The sequence below is a fragment of the Kitasatospora sp. NPDC085895 genome (genome assembly GCF_040702125.1).
Lineage (GTDB): Bacteria > Actinomycetota > Actinomycetes > Streptomycetales > Streptomycetaceae > Kitasatospora > Kitasatospora arboriphila.
Genome location: NZ_JBFBJY010000017.1, coordinates 117,313 through 133,004, shown reverse-complemented (window position 1 = coordinate 133,004; position 15,692 = coordinate 117,313). Strand labels below are relative to the sequence as shown.

Here is a 15,692-nt window from a genome sequence, read left to right as displayed (position 1 = left end):
GTGTTTCGGGGGCCCCCGGGGGCGCCGTCTCCCCCCCCCCCCCCCCCCGGGGGGCGGGGGGGGGGGCGGGGGCCCCCCCCCCCGGGCGCCCCCCCGCCCGGCCGCCCTGCTGTGTGCGGCCACCGGATGGTGGCTGTTCGTCCCCGGCGCGGCCGGCGACGGCCCGGCACTCGGCATACTCGCCGCCGGCGGCTGGGGACTCGGGCTGCTGCCCGTCCACACCGACCGCCGGCTGACCGGCCCGGCCCGCCGCCGCCCCCGCCCCACCCCGCCGGACCAGGACGGCCTCGGCCCGGCGGCCTAGGGCCCTGCCTTCAAAGGCGCACAGGTGCCCCCTCGCGCCCCTGAACCGACCGCCCGAGCGCCCCGGGGGCTATTGGGGGCGGAGGCGGTAGCCGCGGGGGGTGGGGTGGAAGCCGGCGGCCTCCAGGACGGGGCCGAGCGGTGAGGTGAGGGCCGGCTCGCCGTCGGCGCGCTCCACCGTGACGCTGCCGAGCGCCCCCTCGCGGGCCGCCCGCCCCAGGGCCTGCGCGGCCGTCGCCAGCACCTCGCCCTCCGCCCAGGACAGCAGCGACTTGCCGCCGCGCTCCACGTACAGCACCAGCTCGCCGTCGACCAGGACGACCAGGGCGCCGGCCTTGCGCCCGGGGCGGTGGGCGGAGCCCCTCGCGGGGGAGGCGCCCGGTGGTTCGGGCCAGTCCAGGGCCGCGCCGTAGGCGTTGGCCGGGTCGGCGGCGGCCAGCACCAGCGCCTCCGGCTGGTCGGCGCTGCCCGGCCCGGCCGTCCAGCCCTGTGCCCCGGCGCGCTCCAGCCGCCCGCTGACCGAGCGCAGCCGGTCCGCGGCGCCGTCCATGGCGAACTGGGCGCCGCCCAGACCCTCGACGAAGTACCCGCGGCGGGCCCGGCCGCGCTCCTCGAAGGCGGAGAGCACCCGGTAGACGCCGGCGAAGCCGCCGGGGACGCGCTCGGCGGCGACGGTGCCGCGGGTGAGGATGCCGTGCCGGTCGAGCAGGCTCTGCGCCCGGGCCGCGGCCCGGGCGGTCGCCTCGGTGGTGGGCTCCGGCAGCAGCGACCAGCGGCCGACCGTGGTGGGCGGGCCGGGCCGGCGGGTGCCGTAGGCCCGGCCGGCGCCGCCGAAGCGGCCGCGCGGGGTGGCGCGCGGCGCCCGGTGCGCCGTCGACCCGGCGGTGCGGCCGGAGCCGAGCAGTGCGCGCAGCGGGGCGAGCGAGTCGTTGGTGACGTACCCGGCCCAGACCAAGTCCCACAGGGCGTCGGCGAGGGCCGTCTCGGGGGTGTCCGGCTGCCGGTCGGCGAGCTGGCGGAAGAGCAGGCCGTACCCGCCGGAGAGGGTCTCCAGCAGGTCGGTGAGGACGGGGGTGAGGGCGGGCGGCACCGGCTCGGGGCGCAGCAGGTGGGCGTTCTCGGCGAGGTGGAGGCTGATCCAGCCGTCCTTGCCGGGCAGGGCGCCGGCGCCGGCCCAGCCGACCTCGCCGGCGACCATCAGCTCGTTGAGCATCTCGGGGGTGTAGTCGTTCAGCCGGGCCGGGAGGACCAGCTTCTCCAGGGCGGAGGCGGGCAGGGCGGTGCCCTGGAGCTGTTCGACCACCCGGTAGAGGCCGTCGAGGCCGCGCAGCCGGTGCCCGGCGAGGTGCTGCCACTGCGGCAGGAAGGCGGCCAGCGAGCGGGGCGGCACCGGCTCGACCTCCTGGCGGAGGGCGGCGAGCGAGCGGCGCCGCAGCCGGCGCAGCACCTCGGCGTCGCACCACTCGACGGTGGCGGTGTGGCCCTCGACCGGCCGGAACTCGCCCTGGACGAGGCGGCCGGCGGCGGTGAGCCGGTGCAGGGTGCCGGTGACGACCGCGGAGCCGAGGCCGAAGCGGGCGGCGGCCTCGGGGGCGGTGAACGGGCCGTGGGTGCGGGCGTAACGGGCGAGCAGGTCGCCGAGCGGGTCCTTGACCGGTTCGGTGAAGGCCTCGGGGACGCCGACCGGCAGGGGGGTGCCGAGGGCGTCGCGGAGCCGGCCGGCGTCCTCGATCGCGGCCCAGCGCAGCTCGCCGCCGATCCGGACCCGGATGGCCCGGCGGGCGGACTCCAGCTCCGGCGCCCAGGGCGGTTCGGCGCCGCGGACGGTGAGTTCGGCCTCGGAGAGCGGGCCGAGCAGCCGCAGCGCGTCGGCGACGCCCTCGGCGTCCTTGATCCGCCGCTCCGGGGTGAGGCGCTGGAGTTCGGCCTCCAGCTGGGCGAGGACCTCCGGGTCGAGGAGTTCGCGCAGTTCGGCCTGGCCGAGCAGTTCGGACAGCAGCCGGGAGTCGAGGGAGAGCGCGGCGGCACGGCGCTCGGCGAGCGGGGAGTCGCCCTCGTAGAGGAACTGGGCGACGTAGCCGAAGAGCAGAGAGCGGGCGAAGGGGGAGGGCTCGGGGGTGGTGACCTCGACCAGGCGGACGGCGCGGGACTCCAGGTCGCCCATGAGTTCGACCAGGCCGGGCACGTCGAAGACGTCCTGCAGGCACTCGCGGACGGCCTCCAGCACGATCGGGAAGGAACCGTACTCGGCGGCGACCTCCAGCAGTTGGGAGGCGCGCTGGCGCTGCTGCCAGAGCGGGGTGCGGCGGCCGGGGCTGCGGCGGGGCAGCAGCAGGGCCCGGCCGGCGCACTCGCGGAAGCGGGAGGCGAACAGCGCGGAGCCGCCGACCTGGTCGGTGACGAGCTGTTCGATCTCGGCGCTGTCGAAGAGCGCGGCGTCCGCGCCGACCGGGGCCTCGTCGGCGGGCGGTGCGTCGGGGGAGGGGAAGTCCAGCAGGTCTGCGTCGGGCAGCCGCAGCACGATGCCGTCGTCGGCGTGCATGACCTGCGGGTCGAGGCCGTGCTTCTCGCGCAGTCGGGCGCCGAGGGCGAGCGCCCAGGGGGCGTGCACCTGGGCGCCGAAGGGGGAGTGGACGACGATCCGCCAGTCGCCGAGCTCGTCGCGGAAGCGTTCGACGACGATGGTGCGGTCGTCCGGCAGGTGGCCGCAGGCGGCGCGCTGCTCGGCGAGGTAGGTGAGCAGGTTGCCGGCGGCCCAGTCGTCGAGGCCGGCGGCCTTCAGCCGCTCGGTGGCCCGCTCGGGCGGGAGCGAGCCGAGCTCGCGGACGAAGGCGCCGACGGCGCGGCCGAGTTCGAGCGGGCGGCCGAGGGTGTCGCCCTTCCAGAAGGGCAGCCGACCGGGCACGCCGGGGGCGGGGGTGACGAGGACCTTGTCGTGGGTGATGTCCTCGATCCGCCAGGAGGTGGTGCCCAGGGTGAAGACGTCGCCCACCCGGGACTCGTAGACCATCTCCTCGTCGAGCTCGCCGACCCGGCCGCCGCCTTTCTTCGGGTCTGTGCCGGCGATGAACACGCCGAACAGGCCGCGGTCGGGGATGGTGCCGCCGGAGGTGACGGCGAGCCGCTGGGCGCCGGGCCTGCCGGTGACGGTGCCGGCGACGCGGTCCCACACCAGGCGCGGGCGCAGCTCGGCGAAGGCGTCGGACGGGTACCGCCCGGCGAGCATGTCGAGGACGCCGTCGAACGCGGACTGCGGCAGGGAGGCGAAGGGGGCGGCCCGGCGGACGAGGGCGAGCAGCTCGTCGACGTCCCAGGTGTCCAGGGCGGTGACGGCGACCAGTTGCTGGGCGAGGACGTCCAGCGGGTTGCGGGGGATCCGCAGCGCCTCGATCCGGCCGGCGCGCATCCGCTCGGTGACGACGGCGGACTGCACCAGGTCGCCGCGGTACTTGGGGAAGACGACGCCGGTGGAGACCGCGCCGACCTGGTGGCCGGCCCGGCCGACGCGCTGCAGGCCGGAGGCGACCGAGGGCGGGGACTCGACCTGGACGACCAGCTCGACGGCGCCCATGTCGATGCCGAGCTCCAGGCTGGAGGTGGCGACCACGGCGGGCAGCCGGCCGGCCTTGAGGTCCTCCTCGACCTGGGCGCGCTGCTCCTTGGAGACCGAGCCGTGGTGGGCGCGGGCGATCAGCGGCGGGGCGCCGCCGGCAGCGCCGGAGCCGCCCATCAGCTGGGCGGGGGCGTGCGCCTCGGGCAGCGGTTCTCCGGTGGCGCGCTCGTGGGCGATCTCGTTCAGCCGGTTGCAGAGGCGTTCGGCGAGGCGGCGGGAGTTGGCGAAGACGATGGTCGAGCGGTGCGCCTGGACGAGGTCGACGATGCGCTCCTCGACGTGCGGCCAGATCGAGGTCTGCCGTGCGGGGTCGTCGTCGCCGGCGGCGGCGGGCAGTTCGTCGAGGTCGGCGACCGGGACGACCACCGACAGGTCGAACTCCTTGGCGGCGGGCGGCTGGACGACGACCGCGCCGCGCTGCGGGCTGAGGAAGCGGGCGACCTCCTCGACCGGCCGGACGGTGGCGGACAGACCGATCCGGCGGGCCGGCGCGTCCAGCAGCGCGTCCAGCCGCTCCAGGCTGAGCGCGAGGTGGGCGCCGCGCTTGGTGCCGGCGACCGCGTGCACCTCGTCGAGGATCACCGTGTCGATGCCGCGCAGCGCGTCCCGGGCGGCCGAGGTGAGCAGCAGGAAGAGCGACTCGGGGGTGGTGATGAGGATGTCCGGCGGGTGGGAGGCGAAGCGGCGCCGGTCGGTGGCGGGGGTGTCGCCGGAGCGGATGCCGACCTCGATCTCCGGCTCGGGCAGGCCGAGCCGGACGGAGGCCTGGCGCAGGCCGGTGAGCGGGGCGCGGAGGTTGCGCTCGACGTCCACCGCGAGGGCCTTCAGCGGCGAGATGTAGAGCACCCGGCAGCGGCGCTTGGGGTCGGCCGGCGGCGGGGTGGAGGCGAGCCGGTCCAGCGCGGAGAGGAAGGCCGCCAGGGTCTTGCCGGAGCCGGTGGGGGCGACGACCAGGACGTCGGTGCCCCGGCCGATGGCCGTCCAGGCCTCGGCCTGGGCGGCGGTGGGCGCGGTGAAGGCGCCGGTGAACCAGGCCCTGGTGGCCGGGGCGAATCCGGCGAGGGCGTCCGCGGGGCTGTGCTGCGCCATGCCCCCATGGTGCCCGGTGCCACTGACAGGGCGGGTCCACCGCCGGGCACTCCGTCGCCGCCGGGCACTCCGTCTGCCGCAACCCGGGGAGCAGAATCGGACATTCCACTCATATGGTGAAGATTCAGTCACACTTTCCGGAGTCGTCGTGCCCCGGGAGGAGGACTCCACCAACTCGGTCGGGCCGCCCCGCGCCCCGTCCCGCGGAGAGCGGAGGTCGCCATGGAACCGGGTGCCCCGGCGACCCGCAGCCCCGCCCGCGGACGCCGCCGACTCCTCCAGCTGCTGCTGGCGATGCTGCTCGTCGCCCTGGTCGTCGGCGGCGCCGTCCCCTACGTCTCCGGCGCGGGCCGGGCCTACCTCAGCTACCTGGTGCTCGCCGAGCGGCAGGACGCCGACGGCGCCTCGCTCGCCGCGGCCGAGGCCCGGGCGGCCGGCGGACGGGTCGTCCAGGACTACCCCCAGATCGGCGCTGTGCTCGCCTACGCCTCCGGCGGCTTCGCCCGGCGGCTGCGCGAACGGCCCGGCATAGCCGCCGTCGGGGCCACCCGCACCGCCACCGTGCCGAGCCCGCCCGGCCCGCTCACCGGCGCCGACTTCCGCCCCGCCAGCGAGGCCGCGGCCGCCGCCGACGACGCCCAGGGCGGCCTCTCCGACCCGGCCGAGCAGGACGACTGGAACCTCGCCATGATCGGCGCCGGGGACCCGCGGACCGCCTCCGCCGCACTGCTGCGCACCCCCGCCGCGGACCGTGCCGGAGCCGCGTCCGCGCCGACCGCCGCCGCCCTGCGCGGCGTGCTCGTCGCCGTGCTCGACTCCGGCGTCGACGACACCCACCCGGATCTGCGGGACGCGGTCGACCCGCGGGCCTCGGTCTCCTGCGCCGACGGACGCCCGGACGCCCGCTACGGCGCCTGGCGGCCCGAGGAGGGCGTCTCCGAGAGCGGCCACGGCACCCACGTGGCCGGCATCGTCGGCGCCGCCCGGGACGGCCGCGGCGTCACCGGCGTCGCCCCCGGCGTCCGGATCGCCGCCGTGCGGCTGCTCGGCCCGCTCGGCCAGTACTACGCCGAGAACATCGTCTGCGGCATGCTCTGGGCCGCCGACCACGGCGCCCGCGCGATCAACGACAGCTACTTCGCCGACCCGTGGAAGTACAACTGCCCCGAGGACCCGGACCAGGCCGCCCTCACCCAGGCCGTCGGCCGGGCCGTCGCCTACGCCCGGAAGCGCGGCTCGGTCGTCGTCGCCTCGGCCGGCAACGACGGCCAGGACCTCACCGCCGACCGCGACGACCGGCGCAGCCCCAACGACCGCCTCTCCGGCCCGCCGCAGGACCGCCACCTCGGCACCGAGTGCATCCGGCTGCCCGGGGAGCTGCCGGGCGTGGTCACCGTCAGCGCCGTCGACCGCGCCGGGGTGCCGGCCGGCTACACCAACTACGGCGGCGTCACCATCGCCGCGCCCGGCGGCGACCCCGACGGCGGGGCGGACGGCGCGATCGTCTCCGACTGGCCGGGCGACCGGTACGCGGCGCTCGCCGGCACCTCGATGGCCGCCGCGCACGTCACCGGAGCCGTCGCGGTGGTGGCCGCCGAGCACCCCGGCTGGGGGCCCGACCGGATCACCGGCGAACTGGAGTCGGCCGCCGCCGCCAACTGCCCGACCGGGCCGGACACCTGCGGCGACCGCAGGTTCTACGGCGCCGGCCTGCTCACGCTGCCCTGAGGGCCCGCGGCTCCCGGCCCGGCTCGGGGATACTGGGTGCCATGAGGCTGACCGAGTTCTGGCGACGGATGAACGAGCACTTCGGCGAGGCGTACGCGGAGTCGTTCGCGCAGGACCACGTGATGAGCGAGCTCGGCGGCCGGACGGTGCAGCAGGCGTTGGACGGCGGCTGGGAGGCCAAGGACGTCTGGCGGGTGGTCTGCGGCAACCAGGGGGTCCCCGCCCGGCTGCGCTGAGCCGCGGGGCTGCGCCGACCCGCGGGGCCGGCCCGAGCCTCCGGCCCGACCCGCGCCGCGGCGGCCCGGCCGCGATTCCGGAAACGCCGTCCGTCCGATGGGCGAGACTTGGCGGGTGGACAGCAGCCCAGAACAGCAGAGCAGCCAGGTGCCCGGGGCACCGGAAGGACGGCCCGCCCGCGACGAACGGTTCGGCCGCAGACCCCAGCTGCGCGGCGGGGCCATGCCGCGCTGGCTGCCCCGGGCGATGGTGCTCGCCCTGGTGCTGGTCGGCCTCTTCCAGCTCGCCGACTGGGCGTTCCACCAGCTGATCGACCTCTTCGTCATGCTGCTGGTGGCCTTCTTCCTCTCGCTGGCCATGGAGCCGGCGGTGGACCGGATGGCGGCCCGCGGGGTGCGCCGCGGGCTCGGCACCTTCCTGGTGTTCATCGCCGTGGTGGTCGCGGTCGGCGGCTTCCTCGCCGCGCTCGGCACGCTGCTCGTCGACCAGGTCACCCGGGTCGCCGGCGAGCTGCCGCACCTGCTGGAGAACCTGATCGGCTGGATCAACCGGACCTTCCACCAGGACCTCTCGCTGGACGAGCTGCAGAAGCGGGTGCTCAAGGACTCCGGGACGGTCGAGAAGTACGCCCAGCAGGCGGCCGGCAACGTCTGGGGCGTCTCCAGCACCGTGATCGGCGGCCTCTTCCAGCTCTTCACCGTCGGCCTGTTCAGCTTCTACTTCACCGCCGACGGCCCGCGGGTGCGGCGCACCGTCTGCTCGCTGCTGCCGCCCGCCAAGCAGGGCGAGGTGCTGCGCGCCTGGGAGATCGCGCTCGCCAAGACCGGCGGCTACCTGTACTCCCGCGCGCTGCTCGCGCTCATCTCGACGCTGGCGCACTGGCTGGTCTTCCAGATCCTCGGCCTGCCGTACGCGGCCGCGCTCGGCGTCTGGGTCGGCGTGATGTCGCAGTTCGTGCCGACCATCGGCACCTACATCGCGGGTGCGCTGCCGGTGCTGGTCGCGCTGACCGGGCAGTCGGTGGACGCGGTCTGGGTGCTCGGCTTCGTCATCGTCTACCAGCAGGTCGAGAACTACCTGCTGCACCCGCGGATCACCGCGAAGACGGTGGACGTGCACCCCGCGGTGGCGTTCGGCTCGGTGATCGCCGGGGCGGCGCTGCTCGGCGCGGTGGGCGCGCTGATCGCCATCCCGGCCGCGGCCACCCTGCAGGGATTCGTCGGCACCTACGTGCGCCGCTACGAGGTGGCGACCGACCCGCGGATCGACCGCGGGGAGGAGCGGAAGGGACGCCGGGAGCGCAGGCGGCAGGCCGCGCGCCGTCTGCGGCGCATGATGGGGACCGGATCCGCGGACGATTCCGCAGGTCGGGACAGGCGGGACGGGGAGCCGTAGGAGTCTCCGCAAGATTCGAACGATTGTTCTCTATACTTGTGGGCGGCGAGTTCTCCACAGGCGCGGCCCGATCCGGGTCGATTGTCGGTGGGACGCGCTAGCGTCGAGGACGATGAAGCGCACAGCACAGAACCCGAGGGTGGAAGCCATGGCAGGAACGGACCGCGAGAAGGCCCTTGAGACCGCACTCGCCCAGATCGAGCGGCAGTTCGGCAAGGGCTCGGTGATGCGCCTCGGCGAGAAGGCCAACGAGCCCATCGACGTGATCCCGACCGGCTCCACCGCACTGGACGTCGCGCTCGGCGTCGGCGGCATCCCGCGCGGCCGCGTGGTCGAGATCTACGGCCCGGAGTCCTCCGGCAAGACCACGCTGACGCTGCACCTCGCCGCCAACGCGCAGAAGGCCGGCGGCACCGTCGCCTTCGTCGACGCCGAGCACGCCCTCGACCCCGAGTACGCCAAGAAGCTCGGCGTCGACACCGACGCCCTGCTGGTCAGCCAGCCGGACACCGGCGAGCAGGCGCTGGAGATCACCGACATGCTGATCCGCTCCGGCGCGATCGACCTGGTGATCATCGACTCGGTCGCCGCGCTCGTCCCGCGCGCCGAGATCGAGGGTGAGATGGGCGACTCGCACGTCGGCCTCCAGGCCCGGCTCATGAGCCAGGCCCTGCGCAAGATCGCCGGCGCGCTCAACCAGTCGAACACCACCGCCATCTTCATCAACCAGCTGCGCGAGAAGATCGGCGTCATGTTCGGCTCCCCGGAGACCACGACCGGTGGCCGGGCGCTGAAGTTCTACGCCTCCGTCCGCCTGGACATCCGCCGCATCGAGACCCTGAAGGACGGCACCGAGGCGGTCGGCAACCGCACCCGCGTCAAGATCGTCAAGAACAAGGTCGCGGCCCCGTTCAAGCAGGCCGAGTTCGACATCCTCTACGGCGTCGGCATCAGCCGCGAGGGCGGCCTGATCGACATGGGCGTCGAGCACGGCTTCATCCGCAAGTCCGGCGCCTGGTACACCTACGAGGGTGACCAGCTCGGCCAGGGCAAGGAGAACGCCCGTAACTTCCTGCGGGACAACCCGCAGCTCGCCGACGAGATCGAGCGGAAGATCAAGGGCAAGCTCGGCATCGGCCCGAAGACCGAGGTGTCGGCCGACGCCGCCGCCGCGGCACCGGCTGCCGAGGCTCCGGCTGCGGCGCCGGTCACCAAGACCGCCGCCAAGAAGACGGCGGCCGCCGCCAAGGCCTGATCCGCCGATGCACATCCCCGACCGCCCATCGGGCTCGGCCTCACCCGCCGCCGAGCCCGATGACGCCGGACCGCCCGACTGGTTCGCCGCCGTCGCCCTCCCCGAGGAGGAGCCGGAGGCGGATGGACCGTCCGGGCCCGACGACCACGACGGCCCCGCGCCGAGCCTCGCCGAGGTGCCGGGCCTGCGCTCGGCCTCCGCGCTGCCCGCCGGCCGCCGGCGCCGACGCAGCGCGCTCGCCCCGGAGGAGGCCGAACCGCCCGCCGAGGAGGCGGCCCCGCAGCCCCGGCGTGCACGGTCACCGCGGTCGGACGGCGGTGACAGCACCGACGGTGCCGACCGCGATGACCGTGTCGACCGCGCCGAGCGGCGCGAGCGTGCCGAACGGCCGGGCGGACGCCGTCGGCGGTCCGATCCCACCGAGCGGGGCGACCGGTCCTCCGACGCCGCCCCGCGCCGACGCGCCGAGGAATCCGCCGACCCCGCCGGCCGGGCCCGCGACATCTGCCTGCGCCTGCTCACCGGCAGCCCGCGTACCCGCAAGCAACTCGCCGACGCCCTGCGCAAGCGGGAGATCCCCGACGACGTCGCCGAGGAGGTGCTCTCCCGCTACGAGGAGGTCGGGCTGATCGACGACGCCGCCTTCGCCGCCGCCTGGGTGGACGCCCGGCACGGCCGCCGCGGCCTCGCCCGCCGTGCCCTCGCCCAGGAGTTGCGCACCCGCGGCGTCTCCGGCGACCTCGTCGAGGAGGCGCTGGCCCGGGTCGACTCCGACGACGAGGCCGAGGCCGCCCGCGCCCTGGTCGACCGCAAGCTCCGTACCACCCGCGGTCTGGAGCCGCAGGCCCGCACCCGCCGACTGGTCGGCATGCTCGCCCGCCGCGGCTACTCCGAGGGCCTCGCCTTCCGCGTCGTCCGGGAGGCCCTGGGGGAGGAGAGTGAAGGCCTCGGCGAGGATTGGTGACGGATCATCAGTAATCGGCATCAACTCTCGATCGCATCTTGACCGTTTCGTAACCTGCGCTTAGCCTCGCAAGCAGTGAGGGATCACTTCGATCACGCTACGGCCTGCCGTGTGCAGGATCGGTCGGAGTCGGTTCCGCGTACCACCCCCCGGTCCCCGGCAGTTCCCTCACCGCCGCACCGACACAGCGCGCAGGCACGGGGAGTGAGGCCGGGATGAGGATCGCGATGGGCACCGGATCGGTCGCCTCCCTGCTGCTGACCGCCGTCCTCTGCCTCGTCCTGGCCCTCACCTGGCTGATGATCCGCCGTCTGCAGGCCGCCCAGCGCCGCGCCGTCGGCGAGGCCGAGCGGGCGCGCACCTGGGCCGAGACCCAGGCCACCCAGCTGCGCACCGAACTCGACCGCCGCGAGGAGCGGTTGGCCGAGGAGCTGCGCCGGCTGCGCGCCCAGGAGGACGAACTCGACCGCCGCGCCACGGAACTGGACGCCACCCGGGCCGAACTCGCCGAGCTGGAGACCGACCGGCGCCGCGCGCTGGAGACCGCCGCCGGGCTGACCGCCGCCCGCGCCCGGGAGGAACTCACCCGCGCCGTCGAGTCGGAGGCCCGCCGGGACGCGGCCGTCACCGTCCGGGAGATCGAGCGCCGGGCCAAGACCGAGGGCGACCAGCGGGCCCGCGAGATCATCGCCGGTTCGATCCAGCGGCTGGCCGCCGAACAGACCGCCGACACCGTGGTGGCCGCCTTCAAGCTGCCCAACGAGGACATGAAGGGCCGGGTGATCGGCCGCGAGGGCCGCAACATCCGGGCCTTCGAGGCCGTCACCGGGGTCAACCTGATCGTCGACGACACCCCCGAACTCGTCCAGCTCTCCTGCTTCGACCCCGTCCGCCGGGAGGCCGCCCGGCTGACCCTGGAGGCGCTCACCGCCGACGGCCGGATCAACCCGCTGCGGATCGAGGAGGTCCACGAACGCAGCCGCGCCGAGGTCGAGCGGCTCTGCGTGCGGGCCGGTGAGGACGCCCTGCTCGCCGTCCAGCTCGACGGCATGGAGCCGGAGCTCGTCCGGACCCTCGGCACCCTGCGGTACCGCACCTCGTACGGGCAGAACGTGCTCGGGCACCTGGTGGAGTCCGCGCACATCGCCGGCATGATGGCGGCCGAACTCGGCGTCGACCAGGACCTGGTGAAGCGCTCCGCGCTGCTGCACGACATCGGCAAGGCGCTCAGCCACGAACTGCCGGGCAGCCACGCCGCGATCGGCGCGGAGTTCGCCCGCCGGCACGGCGAGTCCGCCGAGGTGGTGCACGCGATCGAGGCCCACCACGGCGAGGTCGACCCCAAGACGGTCGAGGCGGTGCTCACCCAGGCCGCGGACGCCTGCTCCGGCAGCCGCCCCGGCGCCCGCCGGGAGTCGCTGGAGGCGTACGTCCGGCGGTTGGAGCGGCTGGAGGAGATCGCCCGCTCGCACGAGGGCGTCTCCAAGGTCTTCGCGATGCAGGCCGGGCGCGAGGTGCGGGTGATGGTCCAGCCCGAGAAGGTGGACGACCTGCGGGCCAAGACCATCGCCCGGGAGGTCGCCCGGCAAGTCCGCGAGGAGCTGACCTACCCCGGGCAGATACGGATCACCGTGGTCCGCGAGAGCCGGGCCACCGAGTTCGCCCGCTGAGCACCCTCCCGCCGGACCCGCGCCGTCCCTGCGCCGTCCCTGCTCCCTCCCCGTGGCGCGTCAGCGGCGACCCGCACCGTCCCGGGCGGCGTCCTCCCGGGCAGCCTTCTCCCGGGCGGCGTCCTCCCGCGACGCCGCCTCCGGACCGCGTTCCGGCGTCCGGCCGGTCCCACCGCCGGCGGCCGGGAGCCGGGCCGGCCCGCCGCGGGCGCCCTCCGCGAGGCTGCGCAGCTCCTCGGCCCGGCAGCCCTGGGTGGTGCCGACCAGGTGCCCGTCCGGCCGCACCAGCAGCACGGTGTGCGGCTCGGCCCCCGGGTACTCCTCGGTGACCAGCACCTCGGCCGGGACGGGCAGCGCCGCGGCCACCTCGGTGAGCCGCGGCATCATCCCGGCGCCCAGCCAGTGCCGGGACGACCAGACGGCCGTGCCGGGCGCGACCAGCACCAGCAGGAAGCCCAGCCCGAGCCGGGCGCGCAGCCGGTCCGGCGTACCCTCGGTGGTGACCACCGCCAGGTCGGGCACCTGCACGCCCGGCGCGGTCGGCGGCAGGTTCTCGGTGAGCGAGGTGGCACGGGCCGCGCGCTGCTCCGGGACCTGCCCGGGCACCCCGGACGGGGCGGCCGGGTAGGCGGGTGCGCCGCCGAAGCGGCCGGTGCCGAGCTGGCCGTCCGCCAGCAGCGGCGCGTGCTTGCGGAACGAGCCGGTGAACATCGACCGCCGGGTCTGCTGCCAGCCGCGCAGCGGCCGCAGCAGCGGCATCGCCTGGTCCACGGCGCGCAGCCGGGCGCCGACGGCGCTGCGCCGCTCGGCCTCGTAGCCGTCCAGCAGCGCCCCGCCGGGCTGCGGCCCGCCGGAGTGGAGGTGCCAGGCCAGGGCGAGCCGCCAGGCCAGGTTGTCGGCGTCGCGGAGCCCGTCGACGAGGTTCTGCATGCCGAGGGCGCCGTGCAGGTGGGCGGCGTCGCCGGCGAGGAAGCAGCGGCCGGAGCGGAACCGGGCGGCGAGCCGCTGCTGGGCGGTGTGGTCGGCGGCCGCGAGCAGCTCGTACGCGGGGAGTTCGCCGCACCAGCCGGTGAGGGCGGCGCGGACCCGGGTGAGCAGGGTGTCGCCGGTGACGATGCCGGGCCAGGTGGCGTGCGGGTCGACCGGTTCGGTCGGGGCGGGGCGGCCCGGGGGCAGCCGCCAGTCGAGGCGCCACAGGCCGTCGGGCAGCGGGCGGGCGGAGGCCTCGCGGTCGCCGCGCCACGGGGGTTCGCGGTGCAGCCGGGCCTCGCCGGGGAAGGGCAGGTCGACGCGGACGGTGGCGACCGCGTGCCGGTCGACGGCGGGCCGGCCGGGGAAGCGGATCTTCAGCAGTTTGCGGACGGTGGAGCGGGCGCCGTCGCAGCCGACCAGGTGGCTGCCGCGCCACCAGGTGGAGGCGCCGTCACGGGTGCCGGTGGTGCGGACGCTGACGCCGTCCCGGTCCTGTTCGAGTTCGACGACGCGGGTGAGCGGCGCCAGCTGGATCAGCGGGGTGGCGGTGACCGCGTCGCGCAGGCCGCGCTGCAGCCGGTGCTGCGCGAGGTGCAGCACCGGCTCCTCGTCGAGCGGGATCCGCAGGACCTCGGCGCGTCGGCGCCAGACCGTGAAGGCGTCCCAGCGCGCCGCGTCGGAGGCGGCCCGGGTGTAGCCGAGGCGTTCGAGCAGGGCGGTGGTGTCGGGGCCGAGGACGACGGTGCGGGGGCTCTCCGGGCAGAGGCCCGCGCCCTCGTCGAGGACGACGCTCGGCACCTCGTGCCGGGCCAGGGCCAGGGCGAGCGACAGCCCGACCGGCCCGGCCCCGACGACGATCACCGGGTCCACGCGGGGACCTCCGGGCGTGCGGGATCAGCATGTGCCGCGGGGGTCGTCCCTGGTGGTGTCACGAAGAGCAATGCAACAGATCACCTGGGTTGACGTCAAGCAGCAGCAGGTGTGCGCCGGTTCGCGCCGCGGCGGCCGCGCGCCTCGAGCCACTTGGCGAGGCCGGTGAGGGCGAGGCACAGGCCGATGTAGAGCGTGCCGACGACGATCACCACGGGGATGTACGGATAGCCCGTGGAGTTGCTGGCGATCAGCTTGCCCGCGTAGAGCAGTTCGGGGTAGGTGATGACGAAGCCGAGCGAGGTGTCCTTGAGGGTGACCACCAGCTGGCCGATGATCGCCGGGAGCATCGACCGGACCGCCTGCGGCACCAGGATCAGCGTCATGACCTGGGTCTTGCCCATGCCCAGGGCGTAGGCGGCCTCGCCCTGGCCGCGGGGCAGCGCGAGGATGCCGGTGCGCATGATCTCGGCCTGGACGGCGCCGTTGTAGAGGGTGAGCCCGAGGACGAGGGCCGGCATCGGCTCCGAGGGGAACACCGCGTGGTACAGGGCGAAGATCATGATGAGCAGCGGCATGGCGCGGAAGAACTGCACCAGGGCCGAGGACACCGCGCGCACCGGGAGGTGGTCGGAGAGCCGGCCGGCGGCCAGCAGCGCGCCGAGCACGATCGACAGCACACCGGCCAGCGCGAAGACCTTGAGGGTGGCCACCATGCCGTCGAGGATGCGCTGCTGCACGGCCGTGTACTGGAACGGGTCCCACAGCTGGGGGTCGAACTGCCCGGCCGCGTCCAGTTTGGCGTACACGTACCAGCCGAGGCCGGCGATGGCGAGCAGCGACAGGACGCCGAACAGCCGGTAGCGGAGCGTGGCCTTCGGGCCGGGGGTGTCGAAGAGGACGGTCGCGGTGGCGGTACGGGTGCTCATCGGACCACCGCCAGACGGCTCTCCAGGAACCGGAACACACCGCCGACGGTGAAGCTGACCAGCAGGTAGGCCAGCGCCACCCAGAAGAAGATCGCGAGGATGGCGTACCCCTTGTCGCTCAGTGTCGCCTGCACGCTGTAGAGCTCGGCGACGCTGAACGCGCCGGCGATCGCCGAGTTCCTCGGCAGGGCGATGAAGATGCTGCTCATCGGCGGCAGCACGGTGCGGGCCGCCTGCGGCAGCACGACGTGGAGGAGGGTCTGGCCGAAGGACATGCCCAGGCTGCGGGCGGCCTCGGCCTGCCCGAACGGCACCGTGTTGATGCCCGAGCGCAGCACCTCGCAGACGAACGAGCCGGTGTAGGCGCTGAGCGCGATCACCGCGAAGGTGAAGTTGTCGAAGTGCACGTCCAGCCGCGGGAGTCCGAAGATCACCGCGAAGAACAGCAGGGTCAGCGGGGTGTTCCGGAAGGTGTTCACCCACACGGTGCCGAACACCCGCAGCGCCGGGACCGGGGAGACCCGGAAGGCCGCCAGCACGGTGCCGAGCAGCAGCGCGAACAGCGCACTCACCGCGCTGAGCTCGATCGTCTGCAGGAAACCGTCGCGGAAGAGCGCGAAGTTGTCGCCCTCGAACAGTATGCCCACGCCGGCGGCCCTCCTCTCTA

General features: G+C 75.1%; 10 protein-coding genes. 6 read left to right on the top strand and 4 right to left on the bottom strand.

Annotated features, from left to right (window positions below; all coding sequences use genetic code 11):
• Positions 1-373 precede the first annotated feature (373 nt).
• Complete coding sequence (locus AB0442_RS14145) at positions 374-5,005, bottom strand: ATP-dependent helicase (protein ID WP_366162876.1); 4,632 nt, start codon at positions 5,003-5,005, stop codon at positions 374-376.
• 222 nt (positions 5,006-5,227) lie between these two features.
• On the opposite strand from AB0442_RS14145, the gene AB0442_RS14140 reads away from it, so the two are divergent.
• The 6 genes from AB0442_RS14140 (at position 5,228) to rny (ending at position 12,254) form a co-directional block, all read left to right on the top strand.
• A complete protein-coding gene (locus tag AB0442_RS14140) occupies positions 5,228-6,733 on the top strand; it encodes a S8 family serine peptidase (RefSeq protein ID WP_366162874.1) in 1,506 nt (501 codons plus the stop codon).
• Positions 6,734-6,774: 41 nt separating this feature from the next.
• Positions 6,775-6,969 (top strand): DUF3046 domain-containing protein, encoded by a 195-nt coding sequence (locus AB0442_RS14135; RefSeq protein WP_363542357.1) that lies wholly within the window; start codon positions 6,775-6,777, stop codon positions 6,967-6,969.
• Between the two features lie 208 nt (positions 6,970-7,177).
• The gene (locus tag AB0442_RS14130) at positions 7,178-8,365 is read left to right on the top strand and encodes an AI-2E family transporter (protein ID WP_366162888.1); all 1,188 of its coding nucleotides are present in this window, start codon (positions 7,178-7,180) and stop codon (positions 8,363-8,365) included.
• Positions 8,366-8,513: 148 nt separating this feature from the next.
• Complete coding sequence (recA, locus tag AB0442_RS14125; protein ID WP_366162872.1) at positions 8,514-9,620, top strand: recombinase RecA; 1,107 nt, start codon at positions 8,514-8,516, stop codon at positions 9,618-9,620.
• Positions 9,621-9,627: 7 nt separating this feature from the next.
• Positions 9,628-10,584: a RecX family transcriptional regulator gene (locus tag AB0442_RS14120; protein ID WP_366162870.1), complete on the top strand. Its 957-nt coding sequence runs from the start codon at positions 9,628-9,630 to the stop codon at positions 10,582-10,584.
• A 215-nt stretch (positions 10,585-10,799) separates the two neighbouring features.
• Positions 10,800-12,254: a ribonuclease Y gene (rny, locus tag AB0442_RS14115; RefSeq protein ID WP_366162868.1), complete on the top strand. Its 1,455-nt coding sequence runs from the start codon at positions 10,800-10,802 to the stop codon at positions 12,252-12,254.
• Positions 12,255-12,314: 60 nt separating this feature from the next.
• Here the strand turns inward: rny and AB0442_RS14110 are convergent, their stop codons facing one another.
• From AB0442_RS14110 to AB0442_RS14100, 3 genes are all read right to left on the bottom strand, one after another.
• Entirely contained in the window at positions 12,315-14,096 is a 1,782-nt protein-coding gene (locus tag AB0442_RS14110; RefSeq protein ID WP_366162866.1) for an FAD-dependent monooxygenase, read from the bottom strand.
• Positions 14,097-14,191: 95 nt separating this feature from the next.
• Positions 14,192-15,025 (bottom strand): amino acid ABC transporter permease, encoded by an 834-nt coding sequence (locus tag AB0442_RS14105; protein ID WP_363542352.1) that lies wholly within the window; start codon positions 15,023-15,025, stop codon positions 14,192-14,194.
• A complete protein-coding gene (locus AB0442_RS14100; protein ID WP_344623209.1) occupies positions 15,022-15,672 on the bottom strand; it encodes an amino acid ABC transporter permease in 651 nt (216 codons plus the stop codon). Before AB0442_RS14100 ends, AB0442_RS14105 begins: the two co-directional genes overlap by 4 nt.
• Between the last annotated feature and the right edge of the window lie 20 nt (positions 15,673-15,692).